Genomic DNA, 19,648 nt, shown 5'->3' with positions numbered 1-19,648 from the left:
ACCCTTACTTTCGTCAGGAAACGTGATCCCGGTACGCCTTGACGGTCTCCGCGAGGACTTCGCCACCGGGGCGGCGCCAGAGATCGGCGTCGAACACCTCGACCTCGATGGGCCCGGTGTACCCGGCGGCCGCGACACAGGCCTTCAGGTGCCGGTGGTCGATCGGGCCGTCACCGGGCAGCGCGCGGCCGAGCAGGGTGTCGGTCAACGGCACCTTCTGGTCGCAGACGTGGAATCCGGCGATCCGCCCGGCCGCCGCGGCGATCGACTCCTCGATCCGCGGATCCCACCACACGTGGAACTCGTCGACGATCACGCCGACCTGGTCGGCCGGATGCTCCAGTGCGATCGCCAGCGCCTGATCCACAGTGGACAGGACCGAACGTTCCGCGCACTGCATGGGATGCAGCGGTTCCAGACCGAGCCGGACGCCGCGCTCACCGGCGTACGGCGCCAGTTCGCCGACCGCGTCCGCGACCCGCTGCCGCGACGACGTCAGGTCGCCGTTCACCCCGCCGACGACCAGGACGAGGACCTCCGCACCCAGCGCGGCGGCTTCGTCGATCGCCTCCCGCGTCTGCGCGACACCGTCCACAGGGGACCCTTCCGGGGTGATCCCGGTGAAGAAACCGCCGCGGCACAACGACGACACGCCGACGTCGTACTCCTTGAGCAGCCGGGCAGTCTCCTCGACGCCGGTCTCGGCGACCTTGTCCCGCCACAGGCCGATCCAGCGGACACCCGCCTCGGCGCACCCCGCCACGGCCTCCGGCAGCGACCACGCCTTGGTGGTGATCTGGTTCAGGCTCAACCGGTCCATCAGGCCACCCCCGCCGCGGCCAGCAGCGGCCGCATCCTCGCGACGGCGAGGTCCGGGTCGGCGAGCACCCCGGCGGCGTCCGCCAGGCGCAGCAGTTCGGCCAGATGCGTGATGGACCGTGCCGATTCGCGGCCCGCCACCATCCGGAAGTGCTTCTGGTGCCCGTTGAGGTAGGCGAGGAAGACGACGCCCGTCTTGTAGTTCCTGGTGGGCGCCCGGAAGATCGCCCTCGAGAGCGCGACGGTCGGGTCGAGCAGGCCGTGGAAACCGGCCTTGTCGCCTTCGTCGAGCCGGGCGAGCGCGGCGCCCGCGACCTGCGCGACGGCGTCGAAGATGCCCAGAAGTGCTTCGCTGTGGCCCTGTTCGTCCCCGGCGATCAGTTCGGGGTAGTTGAAGTCGTCACCGGTGTAGCAGGCGACGCCCTCGGGCAGCGCGCGGCGGAACTCGGTCTCGATCGACGCGTCGAGCACCGAAACCTTGACCCCCGCGATGACGCCGGCGTGTTCGGTGCAAAGCCTGCCGAGTTCCTTGGCGGCCTCACGGACGTCGCCGTGTCCCCAGTAGCCTGCCAGCGCCGGATCGAACTGCTCGCCCAGCCAGTGCAGCAGGACCGGGCGGTCCGCGCCGGAGAGTAGTTTCCCGTACGCGGCATGGTAATCCTCGGGCCCGGACGCCGAAGCCGCGAGCGCGCGGCTGGCCATCACGACCGGGATCGCCCCGGCTTCGCCGACGATGTCCAGTTGCTCGCGCCAGGCGTCCACAATGGACTCCGTGGTCGCGTCGCCGCCGGGGAGCTGGTCGGTGCCGACCCCGGCGACCCACGGCCGTCCCGCGGCGAGCGCGCCGGTGCGCCGGATCAGGTCCTTGGTGGTGTCCCAGTCCAGGCCCATCCCGCGCTGCGCGGTGTCCATCGCCTCGGCCACGCCGAGACCGCAGGACCACAGGTGCTCGCGGAAGGCGAGCGTCGTGTCCCAATCCAGTACCGCGCCCTCTTCGGGATCGGCGACGGCGAACGGGTCGGCCACCACGTGTGCGGCCGCGTAGGCGATCCGGGAGGTCGGCGGTGATGCCAGTTTCGCGGGCGTTTCCGCCCCTTGCGGCGTCCACTCCGCCAGTCCGCCGTCGGCGGTGGGCAGGGCGATCAAGGTCATCGGGTCTCCGTGGCGCGGGGGTGAGAAAGCGCTTTCTCGTGCCACGGTAAGTCACCGCGTGGACCGCACACAAGGGTTTCAGCGAGCGGGGGAAGCGGTGCTGCGGCGCAGGACGACCTCGCCGGACATGCGCACCACGCGCGGCCGGGTGCCGGGCGAGGCCTTGAGTGCCAGGTCCATGGCCCGTTCGCCCAGCTTCTCCAGCGGCAACGCCACCGTGCTCAGCGCGGGCGTGAGATCGCGCACTACCGGGATGTCGTCGAAACCGGCGATCGACATCTCACCGGGTACGGAGACGCCCGCGTCGCGCAGTGCCGCCATCGCGCCGATCGCCATCACGTCGGTCACCGCGAACACGCACGTCGGCCACTGCTTCCGCGGCCGGGCGAGCACCTTCTCCATCGCTTCGTAGCCACCGTCACGGGTGAACGCGGCTTCCGCGACGTCGTCCTCGCGGAGTTCGACGCCGTGCTCCAGCAGTTCCGCCGCGAAGCCGTCGAGGCGGTCGACAACGGTGGTCAGGCTCCTCGGCCCGGCGAGTACCGCGAACCGCCGGTGCCCCAGGTCCAGCAGGGCTTTCGCCAGTTCGGCGCCGCCCCCGCGATTGTCGGGCTGGACGGTGTCCACCTTGAGCCCGCGGTGCCTGCTGACCGCGGCGACGTGCCCGCCGCCGCGCCGGTACGGCTCGAGTTCGGCGGCCATCGCCTTTTCCCACGCCTTGTCCTCGAACGCGGAGCCGATCAGCAGGATGGCCGAGGCACGCTGGGCGCGCAGCGTGGAGACGTACGCGACCTCCTTGGCCGGATCGCGGAACGTGCTCGCGAGCATCACCAGGAGCTCGTTCTCGCTCGCCACCCGCATGACGCCGCCGGCGATCGCGGCGAAGTACGGGTCGCCGACGTCATGGCAGATCACTCCGACGGTCGGCTGCGAGCCACCGGCCAGGGCCTGAGCGTGGGCATTGGGGGTGTACGAGAGTTCGGCCGCCGCGGCGATCACCCGTTCGCGGAGATCTCCCCGGACGGTGGCGGTGCCGTTGAGGACGCGGGACGCTGTCGCGAGCGACACGGCCGCGGTGCGCGCCACATCTTCCAGCGTCACGTGGGGACGGGCCTTCATCGATCCTCCAAGCTGACGTTTGGGGCATAGTGGCGGACATGCTCGGCCTTTACCCGGAAATCGAACCTTACGTCCAAGGGATGTTGCCCGTCGGTGACGGCAATGAGATCTATTGGGAGGAATGCGGCGATCCCGAGGGCAAACCCGTGATCTTCCTGCACGGTGGCCCCGGAAGTGGTTCGATCCCGAGACATCGCAGACTGTTCGATCCCGACCGGTACCGGATCGTCCTTTTCGACCAGCGCGGCTGTGGGCGCAGCACCCCGAACTGCGCCACCCCGGAGGCTGATCTTTCGGTCAACACGACGTGGCACCTCGTCGCCGACATCGAGCGGTTGCGCGAGCATCTCGACATCGAACACTGGATGGTCTTCGGCGGCTCGTGGGGGAGTGTGCTCGGGCTGACCTACGCGGAAACGCATCCCGGACGGGTCACGGAACTCGTCCTGCGCGGCGTGGCCACGTTGCGGGTGAAGGAACTGCAGTGGCTTTTCGGCGGGGGAGCGGCGTTCCTCTTCCCCGAGGCGTGGTCGCGGTTCCTGGCCCCGGTGCCGTTTTCGCGCCGTCAGGACAACCTGATCGAGGTGTATCACGAACTGCTGCACCATCCGGACCCTTCGGTGCACGGGCCCGCCGCGATCGCGTGGAGCCGCTGGGAAGGCGAAACGGTCAAATTGCGCCCGCAGGCCGACGTGATCGACGCGTTCAGCGATCCGTCGTTCGCCCTCGCGATCGCGAGGATCGAGAACCACTATTTCCGGCACGGTGGTTGGCTGGCCGAAGACCAGCTGCTGCGCGGCGCCGGGAAGCTCCGGGGCGTCCCGTGCGTTCTCGTCCAGGGACGCTACGACGTGGTCACCCCGGCCATCACCGCTTGGGAGCTCAGCCAGGTGCTGCCGAGCGCGGAACTGGTGATGGTCGGCGACTCGGGTCACGCGTTCGACGAACCCGGCACCCTGCACGAGTTGATCAGCGCGACCGACCGGTTCGCGTCAGACTGGCGGGGCGCCGGTACACCCCAGGACGAGGAGAGGAACCCAGACATGCTTTTCGGTGACGAGCACGTCCGTCGCTACGAAGAGACCGACGGCGAGGTGGGCCACGACTGGGAGAAGGGCGCGCCTTGTCTCGTCCTCACCACCAAGGGCCGCAAGACCGGCGAGGACCGCAAGTTCGCGCTGATCTACCAGTTCGACGACGACAACAACCCGGTCATCGTCGCCTCCAAGGGCGGGGCGCCGGAGGACCCGGGCTGGTACAAGAACCTGCAGGCGAACCCCGAGGTCAAGGCCCAGGTCAAGGCGGACAAGTTCACCGCGCGGGCCCGGACCATCGAGGGCGAGGAGCGCGCGAAGCTGTGGGAGAAGCTCGCCGCGGTCTGGCCGGACTACAACGAGTACGCGAAGAAGACCGACCGTGAGATCCCCGTGGTGGTGCTCGAACGCGTGTGATCCGCGCCGCGTTCGCGCGTTGTTCCGGCCGAACCGGGGCGGGTTCGGCTACGAATTACGTCCATGGTGCTGAGACCCCGTGAACGCTGGACCGCACTGAGCCCCGTTTCGGGTGACTTGCTGACGTTCCGCCAGATGATCGCCTTCGGCCGGCGCTTCGCCCGCGCCGGCCGGGGGTTCTGGTTCAGCCTCGCGATCAACGTCGTGTGGCCTTTCCTGGTGCTGTTCACCCGGTTCCGGGTGCGCGGCGGGGAGCACCTGCCCGCGTCGGGCGGCTTCCTGGTCGCGTCGAACCACCTCTCGTTCGCCGATCCGACGACGGTGACGGCGTACTGCCTCGCCCACGGCCGCGTGCCGCGCTACCTGGCGAAGGCGAGCCTGTGGGACGCGCCGGTCGTCGGCTCGGTGATGCGCTCGGGCAAGCACATCCCGGTCTACCGCGGGGCGCCCACGGCGTCGGGCGCGTATCGCGACGCCGTGAGTGCCGTGCGTGAGGGCGAATGCGTCGTCATCTTCCCGGAGGCGACCTTCACGGATCACCCGGACGGGTGGCCCATGCGCGGCAAGACCGGAATCGCGCGGATCGCGCTGGAGACCGGGGTCCCGGTGATCCCGCTCGCGAACTGGGGCACGCACCACCTGCTGCCGTCGGACGCCGTCCTCCCGCGCGGCTTCCCGCGCAAGACGGTGAACCTGATCGCGGGTCCGCCGGTGGACCTCTCGGATCTCATGACGCCCTCGCCGTCGCGCGAGGTGCTGGAGGAGGCGACCGAGCGGATCATGGCCGCGGTGACCGAGCTGCTGATCGGGATCCGCGGTTCCCGCCCTGAGTAGGCAGTCTCACCCTTCGGACCGTCCCGGTGAGGGGTAGGTTTCGAAGTATGAGCGCACACTATGACGTCGTTGTTCTGGGCGCCGGGGTCGGCGGTTACGTGGCGGCCATCCGGGCGTCGCAACTGGGGCTGAGCGCGGCGGTCGTGGAGGAGAAATACTGGGGCGGGGTCTGCCTCAACGTCGGCTGTATCCCGTCGAAGGCACTGCTGCGCAACGCCGAACTCGCGCACATCGTGACCAAAGAGGCGAAGTCCTTCGGGATCCAGGTCGAAGGGAAGGTCACCTTCGACTACCAGGCCGCCTTCGACCGCAGCCGCAAGGTCGCGGACGGTCGCGTCAAGGGCGTGCACTACCTGATGAAGAAGAACAAGATCACCGAGTACGACGGGCACGGCACCTTCCTCGACGCCAACACCGTCGAGGTCAACGGCGAGCGGATCACCTTCGACAATTGCGTGATCGCCACCGGCGCCACCGCGCGCCTGCTGCCGGGTACCACGCGCAGCGACCGCGTGGTCACCTACGAACAGCAGATCATGGAAAACGAACTGCCGGAGAGCATCGTCATCGCCGGCGCGGGCGCGATCGGCGTCGAATTCGCCTACGTGCTGCACAACTACGGCGTGAAGGTGACCATCGTCGAGTACCTCGACCGCATGGTCCCGCTCGAAGACGCCGAGGTCTCCGCCGAACTGGCCCGCCGCTACCGGAAGCTCGGCATCGAGGTCTTGACCTCCACCAAGGTCGAGACGATCGACGACACCGGCGAGCAGGTCCTCGTGACCGTGTCGAAGAACGGCGAGCAGCGCGTCCTGGAAGCGGACAAGGTGTTGCAGGCCATCGGTTTCCAGCCGCGGACCGAGGGATACGGCCTGGACAAGACCGGCGTCGAACTGACCGACCGCGGCGCCATCGCCATCGACTCGCGCGGCCGCACCAACGTCCCGCACATCTTCGCGATCGGCGACGTCACCGCGAAACTGATGCTCGCGCACGCGTCGGAGTCCATGGGCGTCGTCGCCGCCGAGACCATCGCGGGCGCCGAGACCATGGAACTCGACTTCGTGATGATCCCGCGCGCGACCTACTGCCAGCCGCAGATCGCCAGCTTCGGCTGGACCGAAGAACAGGCCCGCGAAAAGGGCTTCGACGTCCAGGTGGCGAAGTTCCCCTTCACCGCCAACGGAAAGGCGCACGGCCTCGGCGAGGCCGTCGGTTTCGTGAAGATCCTCAGCGACGGTGAACATGGTGAGTTGCTGGGGGCGCACCTGATCGGGCCTGAGGTGACCGAACTGCTGCCGGAGCTGACTTTGGCGCAGCAGTGGGACCTCACGGTGCACGAGATTTCGCGGAACGTACACGCTCACCCGACACTGGGGGAAGCGGTCAAGGAAGCCGTCCACGGTCTCGCTGGACACATGATCAACATGTAAGTGCTCGGTCCGGTGGGTCGTGAGTGGTGGCCGCCCTCATCCGTGTGGCTATCTCTGCGGCCTTACGTTCTTCGTAACCCACCCAGTACTTGAGTTCGTGGTGGTGCCACCGGTCCACCTCGGACACTTCGCGGTACATGCGTGCGTTGGCCTGGTGGAACTTCAGCCAGTCCGACATGCCCGCTTCCGGTCGAGGACGTCGGGACGTCGCGACCGCATGTGCGTCGCGGAGGGTCTGTGGCTGATTCATCGATCACCTCCTCGTTGCCGCGATTCTCCATCAGTCCCCGGGACGCGATCACCTCTTGGCAGGACATCTCGGGACGTCCTTGGTACCGTCGAAGACGTCCCTACATGTCCCTGGGAGGGCGGATGCCGAACGAACGCCTGCGGGATGCCCTGCTGCGCAACGGTCTTTCGCTGGAACAGATCGCCGACGCCACCGGGGTCGATCAGAAGACCGTGGAACGGTGGATCACTCAGGGCCGCACGCCGTATCCGAAGCACCGCCACAAGCTCGCCGCCATGACGCGCGAGTCCGAAACCTACCTTTGGCCGGACTCGGTGGCGCCGGAGCGCAGGGCCGAGACGGCCGCCGCTGAGGTCGTGCGCGTGTTTCCGCACCGCAACGCCATTCCCGTCGAGCTTTGGGATCGGCTGATCAAGGAAGCGTCGGACACTGTCGAGGTGCTGGTCCACGCTGCGCTGTTCCTGGTGGAGCGCCCGCGGTTCATCAAGGATCTGACTGCTAAAGCGCGGGCGGGGGCAAAGGTTCGGCTGACCTTCGGAGATCCCGAGGGGGAGAGTGTCGCTCTGCGCGGCGACGAGGAGCAGCTAGGCGACGGAACGCTTGCAGCGCGCATCCGCAACGCGCTCGCGTCTTACCGGCCGCTGATCGGGGTAGACGGGGTGGAGATGCGCTTCCACAACACCACGCTCTACAACTCGATCTTCCGCTTCGACGACGAAATGATCATCAACACGCACGTCTACGGCTTCCAGGGAGCCCATGCTCCGTCGCTCCATCTGCGTCGGCTCTCGGTCGGGGACCTCTTCGAGACTTACTCGGAGAGCTTCGAAGCCGTCTGGAACCTCGCCAAGCCCGCCACCTTCTAGGAGGCCACCCATGGCACGCGTCGACTACTACAACGACCCGAACGCTCCGAAGGCGAACAGCATCGCGGTCGCGGTGTCCGCGTTCATCCAGGACGAGGAGGGTCGGATCCTCATGATCCGGCGGACGGACAACGACCTGTACTCCATTCCCGGCGGCCAGCTGGAACTCGGCGAGACCCTTGCGCAGGCAGCCGTGCGCGAGGTCCGCGAGGAGACCGGAATCGAGTGCGAGGTCACCTGCGTCATAGGACTCTACTCCAACCCTGATCACGTCATCGCCTACGACGACGGCGAAGTCCGCCAAGAGTTTTCGATATGCTTCCGTGCCAGTGCAACTGGTGGCGACCTTCGCGCCAGCAGTGAGAGTAAAGAAGTCTTCTGGGTTGAACCCTCACGTCTGGATGAACTGAATATTCACAAATCCATTCGATTGAGGCTGATGCACGCTTCCGAGATGCAATGCGACCCATATTTCACATAGGGTCACCAATTGAGCGGCTGACGATGACGACATGAGCTTAACTCTTTGAGAGTGATTTTCGACATATAGCCACTGGCGGTCGCGTCCAGTAATTGAGTCAGGGCGACGTCGTGTCAACTCTCGTCGAAGTACTTTACGAGCGCACGCAGGGTCTTCTGGGGGACGTGTCGAAGATGTCCCTCGATCAATAGTTTCTGACTCTCGGCTTGAGGTTTCCGTGCAACTTCAAGCATGAACAGGTAGAAGAGGCTTATGCCGCCGTGAAAGCCTTTTTCAGAACGGGAATCTCTCGACCAAACCAATTTTCCATGCGGCGACTCGAAGCCGGGAGGCGTCTCATGACGGAGCCAGGACGTTGCGAGTGCAACCAGCGGTTCCGAAGAATCGGCCAATTGGTTGTTTACGTCGAGAACGGAGCCGTAGCCAAGCAGTTTGAGCTCCTCAAGGCGAGCTGCGGCATAGGACGCGTTTGTCTCCAGCCGATGCTCGCCCACGGCGTTCGAAATCTGCGCGTCCAAATTTGCCACCAAGGCTGATTGGGTTATGTACGCAAGTACTGAATCCAAGTTCAGATCGATGTCCAGTCGAGACGAACCAATGCTTCCCTGAATCTCTGTCGCGTACTCTTGGAGGGCTCCTCGCGTTTCGACAAATTCATCGTCGGCTAGCTCAAGCAGGCTTGCCAGGCGCGAAAATCGTCGAACAACTTGACGCGGAACCTCAACCTTACTCTTATAGCCTAGATCGTGCTCAATTTCGGCCCATGCGTGCTGAAGAATGGACCTTATTTGAATTTCAAACCTGAATTCCGAGTATTTTCTATATTCGGCCAAACTACTTCTACTTGTGGCTATGCTTGCAATATAGTGCAGCGATGTGTAGCCAAATCGATCCGGGTCTAGGCTGTCACTTTTATTAATGGAATTAGCGATGTCAATGAGAAACTCACTTTCAACAATTGAAGCCACTTTGTCCACGTCATCTCGAAAGTAGGTCACAATGCGCAAGCCTAGAATATCGGTGATATCTTCAATGCTAGCGTACTTATCCGACTTTCTTTCGAGTTTCTTTTCAAGACTTTCGATGGTCTTAACGCGATAATCAACAGAGTGCACCTGGATTTCCGCGGTGTCCAGCAAGTCCGTGATCAGTGGTCGCAACTTGGCGCCGAGAGTGCCGCACAAAGCTGCGTAATCATTGTAGCCGTTGGTGTCAAATACCATTCCCGGTCCTTCGCTTGAAAAGCGCTTTTGTTACTCTGCCAAGAGTAACGTCGAGCAGGGTTTAGGGGCGAACATCAGATCCCGACTCGCCGAAGGATTCATCGGGATCCATCGCTCCGGGTAGAAGAGCGCCCAACCGTGCAGCTACGTACGGTCGAAGGCTGTCGAACTTGGCTCTATGGGATCAAGGCGCGCCGCCGTCGGCGGCGCGCTGGTCACCTTGCGTCCGCGTCTCGCCTGCGGGCGCACCTTGCCCGACACGGCGGGCTGCCGCTCCGCTCCGCCCACCGGTCGGGCGGTGTGCCCGCTGAGGCTGTGGACAGGTGTAGCCGCCGCCAGCGGCGCGCAGGTACGCCAAGGAGCACGTTGGCCTCCTCGCTCAGACGATCGTGCTCAGAGGTCGCGAACGGAGCAACGGCTGTTACGCGGAGCCATCACCCCGATGCCAGATCGTCACAGCGGCCGTCACGTCGGGTCAAGGCGGGAAAGCGTGCCTTGACCCGACGCAACGGCTGCGTGGATGGCTTCGTATCGGGGAGATGGGAAAGGAGTGGGCGAGTGCCAGGTCGTCAGACGTCGGGCAGGGGTGAGAACACGCGAGAAGTGTCCAGCCCTGTCCGCGCAGGTCAGCGGCTAAAAGTAGCGATCATGTCGAGGTCAGCGAAACTTCGGGATCAAAAGATCAACATGTAGGTGCTCAGTCTGGTGGGTCGTGAGTGGCAAATAGGGTTCTAACCCGAATCGCCACTCACGACCCACCGGGCCCAAAGCCCACCCGCAGCCCTCGAGCGCAAGTAGTCGACTAAACGCGCCGTGAGGCTAGAGGGTGTGGGAAGCGATCAGCTGGCCGATCGCCCGGATGTCCGAACCCCGGAACTCCAGCCGCACGTTCCCCAGCCCGCTGAACCACAGGTCCAGCTCCGCGTCCAGATCGAACGTGCCCGCGGTTTCGATCGAGAACGCCTGGATCCTGTTGTAGGGCAGCGAAGTGAAGTCCTTCTTCTTGCCCGTCATGCCCTGGACGTTCACTGCTATCAGCCGCTTGTTCGTGAACACCACGAAGTCGCGTACCGCCTTGAACGACGAGATGATCTCTTCCCCGGGGATGATGATCGGCTGCACCGTCGGCGCGATGTCCTTCGGCTTGCACGGCGTGAGCTTGAAGACGGTGTCCTTGGAGAAGTCAATCATGGTCTCCAGGGTACGGATTTCCGTCGGATCAGGCTTCGGGCGTGAACCTCACGACCGCCTTGCCCTCCTTGACCGCGCTCACCGTGTAGCTGATCCCGTTCGTCCGGCCGGCGCTGCCGCTGAAGGACGCTCGTGCGCCGCTGGGGAGAGCGGCCGAGAGGGTGACACCGTCGTCCGACACGGAATCGACCGCGATGTAGGTGACGCGCAGCCGCGCTTCGAAGGCGATCTTGTCCTTCGGCTTCAGGATGACTTCGCAGTCGCCGTCCCGGCACGACTTCAGGTCGGTGCCCTGCGCCGCTACCAGCGGACCGTCCGGGTGGGCGACACCCGACGACGACGGCGGCGGAGCGACCGATGACGAAGACGGCGAAGGTGACGGTGAAGGCGAGGACACGGGAGCGGGCGAAGAAACAGACGGTGGCGAAGCGGGCGGGGTGTCGGATCCGCAACCGGCCAGGGCCGCGGCGGACACGAGCAGGAAGCCGGCCACACGCTGAGTAGACATATGCTCAACGTAAAGCGATGCGCGGGGACCCCTCCCCGGCGGCGACTCTCATACTGCCGGGGAGCAGGAGGAGGCACGATGAAGCGGCTCACGATGGCGCACGAAAGCCTGGCGCTCGGCGTGCCCCGGTCGGCCCCCGGCGCGGTGTTCGCCCTCACGCTCGCGGGCGGCGTGTCCGTCGACCCCGACGAGGGCGGCGAGATCTCCTTCGGGCGCAACCGGCCGCAGGTCGACGTCTGTGTGGGGGAGAACGATCTGCGGGTCAGCCGCAGGCACGGGCACCTGAACTTCACCGGCGGGCAATGGTGGGTCAGCAACACCGGTCAGCTGCCCATCCGCCTGCCCAACTCCCGCTGGCTCTCTCAGGGCGAGGACCCGATCCCCCTGTCGGACGGATACACGCCGCTGTTCGTCCGCGGCTCGGGCAAGCGGGAGCACCTGCTCGAGTTGTACATCGCCGGTCCTGACGGCGGGCAGCCCGCCACCCGGCACGGCGACGTCACCGTGCCGCCCCGCCGTTGGCGCCTCAGCGCGGAGGAACGCCTGGTCCTGGTCGTCTTCGGGCAGCGCTACCTGCTGCACGACCTCAACCCGCAGCCGTTGTCCCGCCAGCAGACGGCCGAGGTGCTCGCCGAACTCCGCCCCGACGAAACGTGGACGAGCCGCCGTGTCGAGCACCTCGTCATCGACGTCCGGGCGCGGTTGTCCGCAGGCGGCGTTTACGGCCTGCGGCGCGAAGAAGTCGGCGAGCCGGTCGGAAACGCGTTGAACGACAACCTGTTGCGGGAGCTGGTGCTCTCCACCACCCTCGTCCCGCCGGACCTCGCCCTGCTCGACGCGCTCAGTTGACGCCTTCCATCGCCGCCTTCGCGACGTCGCTGCCCCTGTCCGCCTCGCCGGCGACCTTCACCAGTGCCGCCGTCGCCTGATCCCGGCTCTCCTCGGCCTTCACGCGTCCCGCCGAGGCCGCGTTCACGCCGAAGAAAGCGCCCACCACCGTGCCGATCACCGTTCCCGCCGCGGTGATCACCGCCGTGACGTCGGACGTGTTCGGGTATCGCATGACCGCCGCCACCGCGATGACCGCGAGCGCGCTCAGCCCCGCCAGCACCGTCATGAATCCGTAGTTCTTGCCCATGGCCCGCTCCCTTCAGGCTCCTTGAGGCAATGCTTCGCCCGAACGGCGCCCTTCGTTACGGCAAAAGGCCGGACCGTTATCCGCCGATGCCGAAACGGACGTCGTGACCCTGTTCCGGCACTACGAATTCCAACAGCCGCATCCCCTCTTTGGTAATCGAATCCTTGTCCCGCAAGGGTTTCCGGGACTCGATCGTCAGGGTCGCCCCTTTGATCTCCCAAACGGCCAGGAATTCACCGTCGACGAGCAAAGTGCCCCGGCGGCCTCCGGGACCCGGCGGTAGCGGCACGCGGCGGCCGTCCGGGATCAGGCGTACGCGGTCCGCGTGGGAGAGCAGGACGTTGTCGTACTCGGGCAGGAACCGAGGGGGCGCCGGGGTTTCGGGGTCGGGCCGAGGCGCGTCGGGGAGGTCGAACAGCTCTTTCCCCGCGGTGTCGGTGAAGGTGCGCAGCCGCGGCCGGAGCCGTTCGAAGACTTCCTTGAGCTTGGTGAGCCCCGACCAGACCTGTGCGTCGCGGACGGTCGCCGGGCCGAACGCCGTGAGGTAGCGCAGCACCAGATCGTCGAGGGAGATACCGTCCCCGACCGGTTTGCCGACCCACTCGTCGAGCAGGGAAAACGCGACCGGTCCCTGCTGTCCCCACAGGCCTCGCGGCGTCACGTGCGCGAGAGGGAGAAGGCTGTTGACCGCGTAGGCGAGGGTGGGCTGGTCGGCGTCGGGCCACCGGTCCGCCAGCGCGGTCCGGATCTCGGCGCGAGTGCGGGGCCGCCCGGCCAGCAGAGCCCGTCCCGCTTCGGTGATAGCGGCGAGATCGAGACCGGCGACCTCCCGCGAGTAATGGCCGAGGAAACCGCGTTCGACCACGGTTTTGATGGTCGGCCACAGGGCGAGGCAGTCTTCGGCCGTCACCAGGTGCACGGTTCCCCGCATCAGCGTCGACCGGACGACCTCGCGGGCGGCCAGCGGTTTCGCCAGCTCGTCCACCTGGAAATCCCGCAGCCGCGACCACAAGCCGACGTAGGACGAGTCGGGTGCCTGCGCCTGGAGGCCCGCCAAATGCTCGATCGCGGGGACGGCGGACAGCGCGGAGCGCTCCAGCAGGAGTTGCCGGGCCAGTGTCGCGCGGTTGAGCGCCCGCGCGCTCAGGCGTTCCGTCGTCATTTCAGCCGCACTTCCGTAGGAACGTACGAAGGTCTTCGGTGAACAGTTCCGGTACCTCCATCGCCGGGAAATGACCACCGGTAGCGTACTCGGACCAGTGGTCGAGCGGCTCGTCCTGAAGACTCCGGATCGTGGTGTCCCCGGCGAAGACGGCGATCCCGCGCGGCGGACCGGCCGGAGCCTCGCCGCCTTCGTCCCAGCCGCCTTGCGACAGCTGCCGGTAGGCCTCCATGCCTTCGTACATGGCGTGCGCGGAGGAGGCGCCCGCGCCGGTGAACCAGAACAGGCTGACCAGGGCCAGCAGGTGATCGCGATCGACGGCGTCGTCCGGCAGTTCCTTGGCCGGATCGGTCCACTCGGCGAACTTCTCCACGATCCACGCGAGCTGGCCGGTCGGGGAGTCGTGCAGCGAATAGGCCAGCGTCTGCGGCCGGGTCGCCTGCACCTGCAGGTAGCCGAGGCCGTCGGCCTGGAACCGGTTGAAGCGCTCGCCGCGTTCGCGGTCCTTCTCCTCGAGGCCGTCCAGCGCGACGGCGGGGCCGAACGGCGTCCCGGCGCTGGTGCCGGTGAGATGCACGCCGGTCACCCGGTGCGCGGCGATCATCGACAGGATGCCCGCGACTCCGGCGCCGGCGTCGGTGCCATGGACGCCGAAACGTTCGTAACCGAGGCGGTCCATCAACGTGGTCCAAGCCTGGGCGACGCGGAACAGGTTGCCCCAGCCGGGCCCGTGCACCGGCGTCGAGAAGCCGTATCCGGGCAGCGACGGGATGACCAGGTGGAATTCGTCGCTCAGCTCGTCGATGACGTTCCGGAATTCGAACGGCGAGCTCGGCCAGCCGTGCGTGAGGAGCACCGCCCGCGCGTCCGGGGCCGCCGAGCGGACATGCAGGAAGTGGATGGTCTGGCCGTCGATCTCGGTGGTGAACTGCGGGAACTCGTTCAGTTCCGCCTCCTGGGCGCGCCAGTCGAAGCCGTCGGCCCAGTACTCGGCCAACCCCTTGAGATAGGCGACCGGGACTCCCCGGCTCCAGTCCCCGGTGACCTCGTGGGGCCAGCGGGTGCGGCTCAGGCGGGTCTTGAGGTCGTCCAGATCGGCCTGGTCGATCGCGATGCGGAAGGGCTTGATTTCGCTCATGAGGGCTACGCTAGGAGCAATTGCGGAAAGGTTCGTTCCGCGATTGCGGACAAGGTGGAACCCATGGCGGAAACTTCGGCGAGACTGCTGCGACTCCTGTCTCTGATGCAGGCCAAGCGCGTCTGGACGGGCCCGGAACTGGCGAGCCGGCTCGGCGTCACGACCAGGACCATCCGGAACGACGTCGAGCGGCTTCGCGGACTGGGCTATCCGGTCGACGCCACACCCGGCGTCTCCGGTGGGTACAGCCTGGGCGCGGGTGCGGCGATGCCTCCGCTGCTGCTCGACGACGAGGAGGCCGTCGCGGTGGCGATGGGCCTGCGGACGGCCGCGGGCGGGACCATCGCGGGGATCGAGGAGACGTCGGTCCGCGCGCTGGCGAAACTGGAGCAGGTGCTGCCCTCGCGGCTGCGGCGCCGTGTCGAGGCGCTGAATTCCGCGACGCTCGCCGTGCGGGGCGACGGCCCCACGGTCGATCCCGAGGTGCTTTCGGTCATCGCCAACGCCTGCCGCGACCGCGAGACCCTGCGGTTCGATTACGTGGGGCACAACGGATCCGAGACGCGGCGGCAGGTCGAACCGCATCGTGTCGTGCATCTGGGCCGCCGGTGGTACCTCGTCGGCTGGGACGCCGACAGGCAGGACTGGCGTACTTTCCGCGCCGATCGGGTGCGGCCGCGGACTCCCAACGGTCGACGGTTCGAGCAGCGCGAACCACCCGAAGGCGGCGTGGTCGCGTACCTCCAGCGCGGTCTGGGCACGGCCATGTGGCGGCACCACGCGACGATCCGGCTGCACGCCCCGGCGGCCGAAGCCGCGAGCAAGGTGCCGCCCGCCGTCGTGGTCGAAGCCGTCGACGAGCGCACCTGCCTGCTCAAAGCCGGCGCGGACACGCTGGAGTACCTGGCGCTCTACCTGGGCATGCTCGACACCGATTTCGACGTCGTCGACTCGCCGGAGTTCGCCGGGCACCTGCGCAAACTGATCGGCCGGTTCAGTCGCGCGGTGGACGCTTGACGTCGAAGACCAGTTCCGGGCGCTCCCAGGTGATCTTCGGCGGGCTGGGCGCGACGACACCCACGCGGCGCGCGCCCATCCGCTCGTAGAACCCGGTGGCGGGCGGGTGGGAAACGACGCGGATCTCGGACATGCCGAGGTCCGCGGCCTGCCCGAGCAGGTGCTCGACCAGCCACGCGCCGATGCCGGTGCCCTGGGCGGAATCGGCGACGAACAGCAGGTCCAGCTCCGCCGGATACTCGATCAGGCTGTAGAAGCCGATCACGTCACGCTGTGCGTGGGCGACGAACGCGGGATGCGTGGCGAGGTAGTCCTCGGTGACCCGGTAGTCCTCGAGAATCGACGCGTACTCCCCTTGGTAGGCGGCGGATTCGTGCAACAGCGCCGTGACCCTGTCGGCGTCGGAAGCGCTTGCCCTGGAGATGCGGTAGCTCGTCACGCTCGAAGCTTAGAACCTCACACCGACAACTCTTGACCTCCAGCTAACTGGAGGGATGAGGCTGGGCTCCGACAGCTGGGGAACGAACTGGAGGAACGAGATGAAAGCGGCCGCGTTCACGGAAGCCGGTGGCCCGGAGGTACTGCGGGTGCTGGAGCTGGAGGAGCCGCACGCCGGGGCGGGGGAGGTCCGGGTGCGGGTGAAGGCGGCGGGGGTGCAGCCGTACGACGCGGCCGTTCGGGCGGGCTGGGAACCCACGGGGTTCGAGCTGCGTTGGCCGCGTGTCCCGGGGAACGAGTTCGCCGGGGTCGTCGACGAGGTCGGTTCCGGGGTTACCGGCCTCGTCGCGGGGGCCGAGGTGCTCGGTTTCACCGCCGTTCAGGCCTACGCCGAGTACATCGTGGTGCCCGCGGAGAACGTCACGGCGAAGCCGCCGGAGATGCCGTGGGAGGTCGCGGGCGGCTTCACGGCGGGAACGCAGACGGCGTACCTGGCACTCGACGGCCTGCGGGTCGCCCGCGGCGAGACGCTGCTGATCCACGGGGCGGCGGGCGCGGTGGGCACGGCCGCGGTCCAGCTTGCCGCGCTGCGCGGCGCGCGGGTCATCGGCACCGCGAGCGAGGCGAACCAGGACTACGTCCGTTCGCTCGGCGCCGAGCCGCTGGTCTACGGCGACGGCCTCGCCGATCGGGTGCGAGCCCTCGCGCCGTCCGGTATCGACGCGGCGCTGGACGGGGCGGGCGGGGTCGCGTTCGACCTTTCGCTGGAACTGGTCGGGAATCCGGACCGCGTGCTCACCCTGGTCGACCACGCCCGCGCGCCGGAGGCGGGAGCGCGGGTGGTCACCGGGACGCGGTCGGCCGAGCGCCTGGGGATGCTGGCGTCGTTGTACGCCAAGGGGGAGCTGCGGTTCCTGGTGCGGCGGACGTACCCGTTCGGCGAGGCCGCGGCGGCGCATCGGGAGATCGAGACCGGGCACGGGCGCGGCAAGGTCGTGCTGACCTTCCCCTGAACCTCGTGAGTGGTAAGGGCGGTTCTAACCGTCCTTACCACTCACGACCCTCAAGATCTCCGCAGCTTCCGGATCACCCCGCGCACCACCAGCGGCGCCACGATCGCCACGAACAACACCAGCGCCGCCCAGCCGCCGAAGCCGCCGAAGCCGCCTTCGTCGTAAGCCGCCGGTGCGGCCTCTCGCCAGTTCTTCGAGCCGCCGCCCGCCGATTCCTCGTCGGGACCGGCCGTCGCGGTCGTGACCTTGTCCCCGGTGGCCGGGCCGGTGGCCGGACCCGCCGACTTGCTCGGCCCGGAGCCGCCCGGTCCGGCGGCGGGTTTGCCGTTCGGGTTGAGGATCCCCGCGGTCACCAGCGGGTCGGGCGGGCTGCTGGCGCCCGCGCCGAGGCTGCCGCGGAAGGTCGGGTTGCCGCAGTTGCCCGCGTTCAGCTGTTTCGGTGGCTGCCCGGTGAGCCGCGAGTTGGAGTTCATGATCTCCTGCGACAGGTTCGGCGGCAGTGGCGAATAGCCGATCCTGGCCATGTTGATCTGGCCGTCGCACGCGACGTGTTCGAGGAACGCGGTCATCGTGTCGGTCTTGCCCTGGTCGCCGTAGCCGCCGCGGCAGGTGTCCCGGCCGGTCGTGCAGGGCATCATGATGTAGGAATACGCCGAAATCGGGTACGTCTTCGGGTCGGCGTTCGAGTAGACCTTGTCGAGTTTCTGGCTGAGGTCCGGGCGGAGTTCCGCGAACTTCAGCGCGGAAGCGATGTTCTCCGCGTAAGGCTGGGTGTACTGGCCCGCGCCGTTCTGCACCCACGCCGACGGCACGTTGTGGCGCTGCGCGTAGGCGAATTCGTCGTAGGCGACGGAGAACGGGATGGTCGCTTTGCCGATGGCCTGCGCGATCTGGTCCGAGTCCGCGAGCAGCCGGTACCAGTCGGCGTCCGGTCCCCGTTCGGGCAGCTGGATCGGGCGCACCCCGGAAGGCAGGCTGCCCATCCCGTTGCCGACGTTGCGGGAGACGAAGCGCTGGTAGGCGTCGGGCGCCGCATACGCGATGAAGTCGTAGAACAACGCCGTCGTCCCGGACTGCCCGGTCCGCCCCACCAGCGTGATGGGCTGGTCCGGCAACGACTTCCCGCCGTTGGTCGCGGTGATCGCCGGATCGCTCCAGCGGGTGATGTCCCGGCTGAAGATACGGCCGATCACCTCGCGCGTGAGGTGCAGGTAGTCGACCCGCTTCCCGGCCTGGTCGGTCACGTTGTACATGACGGCGACGGCGCCGGCGACGTCCGGCACGTACTGGTAGCCGCGGGTCTGCGCGGTCACCCCGCCGCCGCCCGCCGCGAGGAGCGAGGAGACCTCGGCTTCGGTCCCGCCGAAGTCGACCGTGCGGTCGCCGTACTGGTTGACCCCGGCGGGCGAGTTGGTGGCCGCATAGTTGACCGGGATACCGCGCGACGTCGCGCCGTTCTGCCAGTCGGTCATCGCGACGCCGACATAGCTGGACCCGGAGCCGGTGACCCTGCTGAGCGCCGCCGCGCCGGGCGCTCCCGCCACCGAGAGCGACAACAGCAGCGCCGAGACGCCGCCCAAGGCGCCCAGCCGGCGCAAGGCCTCTTTCGTCCTCATCCGAATCGCCCGTTCACGTAGTCGAAGGTGCGTTCATCCGAAGGCGCGTTGAAGATCGTGTCCGTCGGACCGTGTTCGATCACCCGGCCGGGTTCGTTCTCGGCCGCGAGGAAGAACGCGCAGTGATCCGAAACCCGCTGTGCCTGCTGCATGTTGTGCGTGACGATCACGACGGTCACCTCGTGCCCGATCTCGGCGATCGTCTGCTCGATCCGCCGGGTGGACGTCGGGTCGAGGGCGGAGCACGGCTCGTCCATCAGGAGCACGTTCGGCTGTACCGCGAGAGAACGGGCGATGCAGAGCCGCTGCTGCTGTCCGCCGGACAGGGCGCCGCCGGGGGAACTCAGCCGGTCACGGACCTCGCGCCACAACCCGGCGCGTTCGAGACTCTGTTCCACGAGCGCGTTCTTGTCGCCGCATTTGACGCCGGCGAGCTTGAGCCCGGCGAGCACGTTGTCCCGGATGGACATCGCCGGGAACGGGTTCGGCTTCTGGAACACCATGCCGATGCGCAGCCGGACCTGCTGGGGCCGGGTTCCGTCGGCGTAGATGTCCTGGCCGTCCAACAGGACTTCGCCGGTCAGGGACGCCGACGGCACGAGTTCGTGCATCCGGTTGAGGATGCGCAGGAAGGTCGACTTGCCGCAGCCCGACGGGCCGATCAGCGCGGTCACCTCTTTGGCGGGCATCCGCAACGACACGCCTTCGAGGACCAGCCGGTCGCCGAACCAGGCGCCGATCTCCCGCGATTCGAGTGCGGCCGCGCCGGGCGGGGGACCGCCGGTCAGGGTGACCTGAG

21 protein-coding genes are annotated in these 19,648 nt (G+C 67.2%); 8 read left to right on the top strand and 13 right to left on the bottom strand.

All coding sequences use genetic code 11. The features are described 5' to 3' along the window. Positions 1–13: 13 nt before the first annotated feature. The 3 genes from ACLJRM_RS17140 to ACLJRM_RS17130 all read right to left on the bottom strand — a co-directional run bounded on the left by ACLJRM_RS17140 (position 14) and on the right by ACLJRM_RS17130 (position 3,090). Positions 14–820 (bottom strand): sugar phosphate isomerase/epimerase family protein, encoded by an 807-nt coding sequence (locus ACLJRM_RS17140; RefSeq protein ID WP_410663576.1) that lies wholly within the window; start codon positions 818–820, stop codon positions 14–16. Further along, positions 820–1,971 carry a dihydrodipicolinate synthase family protein gene (locus tag ACLJRM_RS17135; protein WP_410663575.1) on the bottom strand — a complete coding sequence of 384 codons (1,152 nt, stop codon included), beginning with the start codon at positions 1,969–1,971 and terminating at the stop codon, positions 820–822. Before ACLJRM_RS17135 ends, ACLJRM_RS17140 begins: the two co-directional genes overlap by 1 nt. A 78-nt stretch (positions 1,972–2,049) precedes the next feature. Then, entirely contained in the window at positions 2,050–3,090 is a 1,041-nt protein-coding gene (locus ACLJRM_RS17130; protein ID WP_410663574.1) for a LacI family DNA-binding transcriptional regulator, read from the bottom strand. Positions 3,091–3,128: 38 nt separating this feature from the next. On the opposite strand from ACLJRM_RS17130, the gene pip reads away from it, so the two are divergent. The 3 genes from pip to lpdA all read left to right on the top strand — a co-directional run bounded on the left by pip (position 3,129) and on the right by lpdA (position 6,808). Beyond that, entirely contained in the window at positions 3,129–4,541 is a 1,413-nt protein-coding gene (gene pip / locus ACLJRM_RS17125) for a prolyl aminopeptidase (protein ID WP_410663573.1), read from the top strand. A 63-nt stretch (positions 4,542–4,604) separates the two neighbouring features. After that, positions 4,605–5,375, top strand: a complete 771-nt coding sequence (locus ACLJRM_RS17120; RefSeq protein ID WP_410663572.1) for a lysophospholipid acyltransferase family protein — start codon at positions 4,605–4,607, stop codon at positions 5,373–5,375. Between the two features lie 47 nt (positions 5,376–5,422). Further along, complete coding sequence (gene lpdA / locus ACLJRM_RS17115; protein ID WP_410663571.1) at positions 5,423–6,808, top strand: dihydrolipoyl dehydrogenase; 1,386 nt, start codon at positions 5,423–5,425, stop codon at positions 6,806–6,808. On the opposite strand, the gene ACLJRM_RS17110 is transcribed toward lpdA, so the two are convergent. Further along, entirely contained in the window at positions 6,798–7,058 is a 261-nt protein-coding gene (locus tag ACLJRM_RS17110) for an AMED_5909 family protein (protein ID WP_410663570.1), read from the bottom strand. The two genes, lpdA and ACLJRM_RS17110, sit on opposite strands and share 11 nt — an antisense overlap. A 122-nt stretch (positions 7,059–7,180) precedes the next feature. Between ACLJRM_RS17110 and ACLJRM_RS17105 the strand changes: the two genes are divergently transcribed. Together ACLJRM_RS17105 and ACLJRM_RS17100 are read left to right on the top strand one after the other, a co-directional pair. Continuing rightward, on the top strand, positions 7,181–7,924 hold the full coding sequence (locus tag ACLJRM_RS17105; RefSeq protein ID WP_410663569.1) for an XRE family transcriptional regulator: 744 nt from the start codon (positions 7,181–7,183) through the stop codon (positions 7,922–7,924). Between the two features lie 10 nt (positions 7,925–7,934). Further along, positions 7,935–8,405: an NUDIX hydrolase gene (locus tag ACLJRM_RS17100; RefSeq protein ID WP_410663568.1), complete on the top strand. Its 471-nt coding sequence runs from the start codon at positions 7,935–7,937 to the stop codon at positions 8,403–8,405. Between the two features lie 113 nt (positions 8,406–8,518). Here the strand turns inward: ACLJRM_RS17100 and ACLJRM_RS17095 are convergent, their stop codons facing one another. From ACLJRM_RS17095 to ACLJRM_RS17085, 3 genes are all read right to left on the bottom strand, one after another. Continuing rightward, the gene (locus ACLJRM_RS17095) at positions 8,519–9,628 is read right to left on the bottom strand and encodes a GTP pyrophosphokinase family protein (RefSeq protein ID WP_410663567.1); all 1,110 of its coding nucleotides are present in this window, start codon (positions 9,626–9,628) and stop codon (positions 8,519–8,521) included. An 819-nt stretch (positions 9,629–10,447) separates the two neighbouring features. Then, on the bottom strand, positions 10,448–10,819 hold the full coding sequence (locus ACLJRM_RS17090; protein WP_101605830.1) for a PH domain-containing protein: 372 nt from the start codon (positions 10,817–10,819) through the stop codon (positions 10,448–10,450). 28 nt (positions 10,820–10,847) lie between these two features. Further along, complete coding sequence (locus ACLJRM_RS17085) at positions 10,848–11,327, bottom strand: hypothetical protein (protein ID WP_410663566.1); 480 nt, start codon at positions 11,325–11,327, stop codon at positions 10,848–10,850. A 78-nt stretch (positions 11,328–11,405) separates the two neighbouring features. Here ACLJRM_RS17085 and ACLJRM_RS17080 point away from each other — a divergent pair, with 78 nt between their 5' ends. Then, complete coding sequence (locus tag ACLJRM_RS17080; protein ID WP_101605832.1) at positions 11,406–12,176, top strand: hypothetical protein; 771 nt, start codon at positions 11,406–11,408, stop codon at positions 12,174–12,176. Here ACLJRM_RS17080 and ACLJRM_RS17075 read toward each other — a convergent pair. The 3 genes from ACLJRM_RS17075 to ACLJRM_RS17065 all read right to left on the bottom strand — a co-directional run bounded on the left by ACLJRM_RS17075 (position 12,169) and on the right by ACLJRM_RS17065 (position 14,765). Next, entirely contained in the window at positions 12,169–12,465 is a 297-nt protein-coding gene (locus ACLJRM_RS17075) for a hypothetical protein (protein ID WP_101605833.1), read from the bottom strand. The two genes, ACLJRM_RS17080 and ACLJRM_RS17075, sit on opposite strands and share 8 nt — an antisense overlap. Positions 12,466–12,541: 76 nt before the next feature. Continuing rightward, positions 12,542–13,627 (bottom strand): winged helix DNA-binding domain-containing protein, encoded by a 1,086-nt coding sequence (locus tag ACLJRM_RS17070; protein WP_410663565.1) that lies wholly within the window; start codon positions 13,625–13,627, stop codon positions 12,542–12,544. Between the two features lies 1 nt (position 13,628). After that, the gene (locus tag ACLJRM_RS17065) at positions 13,629–14,765 is read right to left on the bottom strand and encodes an epoxide hydrolase family protein (RefSeq protein WP_410663564.1); all 1,137 of its coding nucleotides are present in this window, start codon (positions 14,763–14,765) and stop codon (positions 13,629–13,631) included. 63 nt (positions 14,766–14,828) lie between these two features. On the opposite strand from ACLJRM_RS17065, the gene ACLJRM_RS17060 reads away from it, so the two are divergent. Continuing rightward, positions 14,829–15,782 carry a helix-turn-helix transcriptional regulator gene (locus ACLJRM_RS17060; protein ID WP_410663563.1) on the top strand — a complete coding sequence of 318 codons (954 nt, stop codon included), beginning with the start codon at positions 14,829–14,831 and terminating at the stop codon, positions 15,780–15,782. On the opposite strand, the gene ACLJRM_RS17055 is transcribed toward ACLJRM_RS17060, so the two are convergent. Then, on the bottom strand, positions 15,760–16,221 hold the full coding sequence (locus ACLJRM_RS17055) for a GNAT family N-acetyltransferase (protein WP_101605837.1): 462 nt from the start codon (positions 16,219–16,221) through the stop codon (positions 15,760–15,762). The two genes, ACLJRM_RS17060 and ACLJRM_RS17055, sit on opposite strands and share 23 nt — an antisense overlap. A gap of 100 nt (positions 16,222–16,321) precedes the next feature. Here ACLJRM_RS17055 and ACLJRM_RS17050 point away from each other — a divergent pair, with 100 nt between their 5' ends. Next, a complete protein-coding gene (locus ACLJRM_RS17050; protein WP_410663562.1) occupies positions 16,322–17,233 on the top strand; it encodes an NADP-dependent oxidoreductase in 912 nt (303 codons plus the stop codon). Between the two features lie 50 nt (positions 17,234–17,283). Here the strand turns inward: ACLJRM_RS17050 and ACLJRM_RS17045 are convergent, their stop codons facing one another. Beyond that, complete coding sequence (locus tag ACLJRM_RS17045) at positions 17,284–18,849, bottom strand: substrate-binding domain-containing protein (RefSeq protein ID WP_410663561.1); 1,566 nt, start codon at positions 18,847–18,849, stop codon at positions 17,284–17,286. Next, positions 18,846–19,637 carry a phosphate ABC transporter ATP-binding protein gene (locus tag ACLJRM_RS17040; protein ID WP_199193138.1) on the bottom strand — a complete coding sequence of 264 codons (792 nt, stop codon included), beginning with the start codon at positions 19,635–19,637 and terminating at the stop codon, positions 18,846–18,848. Before ACLJRM_RS17040 ends, ACLJRM_RS17045 begins: the two co-directional genes overlap by 4 nt. Positions 19,638–19,648: the final 11 nt, after the last annotated feature.

The organism is Amycolatopsis sp. lyj-84 (assembly GCF_046549075.1).
In the GTDB taxonomy this organism is placed as follows: domain Bacteria; phylum Actinomycetota; class Actinomycetes; order Mycobacteriales; family Pseudonocardiaceae; genus Amycolatopsis.
The sequence above is the reverse complement of the archived record's forward strand: the minus strand, read 5'-3'. Positions and strand labels throughout refer to the sequence as shown.

Bases quoted from the DNA above. Each gene is read 5' to 3' on its own strand.
- pip (WP_410663573.1), top strand. From the start codon at position 3,129: ATGCTCGGCCTTTACCCGGAAATCGAACCTTACGTCCAAGGGATGTTG.
- ACLJRM_RS17105 (WP_410663569.1), top strand. From the start codon at position 7,181: ATGCCGAACGAACGCCTGCGGGATGCCCTGCTGCGCAACGGTCTTTCG.
- ACLJRM_RS17070 (WP_410663565.1), bottom strand. From the start codon at position 13,627: ATGACGACGGAACGCCTGAGCGCGCGGGCGCTCAACCGCGCGACACTG.
- ACLJRM_RS17130 (WP_410663574.1), bottom strand. From the start codon at position 3,090: ATGAAGGCCCGTCCCCACGTGACGCTGGAAGATGTGGCGCGCACCGCG.
- ACLJRM_RS17135 (WP_410663575.1), bottom strand. From the start codon at position 1,971: ATGACCTTGATCGCCCTGCCCACCGCCGACGGCGGACTGGCGGAGTGG.
- ACLJRM_RS17085 (WP_410663566.1), bottom strand. From the start codon at position 11,327: ATGTCTACTCAGCGTGTGGCCGGCTTCCTGCTCGTGTCCGCCGCGGCC.
- ACLJRM_RS17095 (WP_410663567.1), bottom strand. From the start codon at position 9,628: ATGGTATTTGACACCAACGGCTACAATGATTACGCAGCTTTGTGCGGC.
- ACLJRM_RS17110 (WP_410663570.1), bottom strand. From the start codon at position 7,058: ATGAATCAGCCACAGACCCTCCGCGACGCACATGCGGTCGCGACGTCC.
- ACLJRM_RS17075 (WP_101605833.1), bottom strand. From the start codon at position 12,465: ATGGGCAAGAACTACGGATTCATGACGGTGCTGGCGGGGCTGAGCGCG.
- ACLJRM_RS17120 (WP_410663572.1), top strand. From the start codon at position 4,605: ATGGTGCTGAGACCCCGTGAACGCTGGACCGCACTGAGCCCCGTTTCG.
- ACLJRM_RS17050 (WP_410663562.1), top strand. From the start codon at position 16,322: ATGAAAGCGGCCGCGTTCACGGAAGCCGGTGGCCCGGAGGTACTGCGG.
- ACLJRM_RS17100 (WP_410663568.1), top strand. From the start codon at position 7,935: ATGGCACGCGTCGACTACTACAACGACCCGAACGCTCCGAAGGCGAAC.
- lpdA (WP_410663571.1), top strand. From the start codon at position 5,423: ATGAGCGCACACTATGACGTCGTTGTTCTGGGCGCCGGGGTCGGCGGT.
- ACLJRM_RS17090 (WP_101605830.1), bottom strand. From the start codon at position 10,819: ATGATTGACTTCTCCAAGGACACCGTCTTCAAGCTCACGCCGTGCAAG.
- ACLJRM_RS17140 (WP_410663576.1), bottom strand. From the start codon at position 820: ATGGACCGGTTGAGCCTGAACCAGATCACCACCAAGGCGTGGTCGCTG.
- ACLJRM_RS17080 (WP_101605832.1), top strand. From the start codon at position 11,406: ATGAAGCGGCTCACGATGGCGCACGAAAGCCTGGCGCTCGGCGTGCCC.
- ACLJRM_RS17045 (WP_410663561.1), bottom strand. From the start codon at position 18,849: ATGAGGACGAAAGAGGCCTTGCGCCGGCTGGGCGCCTTGGGCGGCGTC.
- ACLJRM_RS17060 (WP_410663563.1), top strand. From the start codon at position 14,829: ATGGCGGAAACTTCGGCGAGACTGCTGCGACTCCTGTCTCTGATGCAG.
- ACLJRM_RS17065 (WP_410663564.1), bottom strand. From the start codon at position 14,765: ATGAGCGAAATCAAGCCCTTCCGCATCGCGATCGACCAGGCCGATCTG.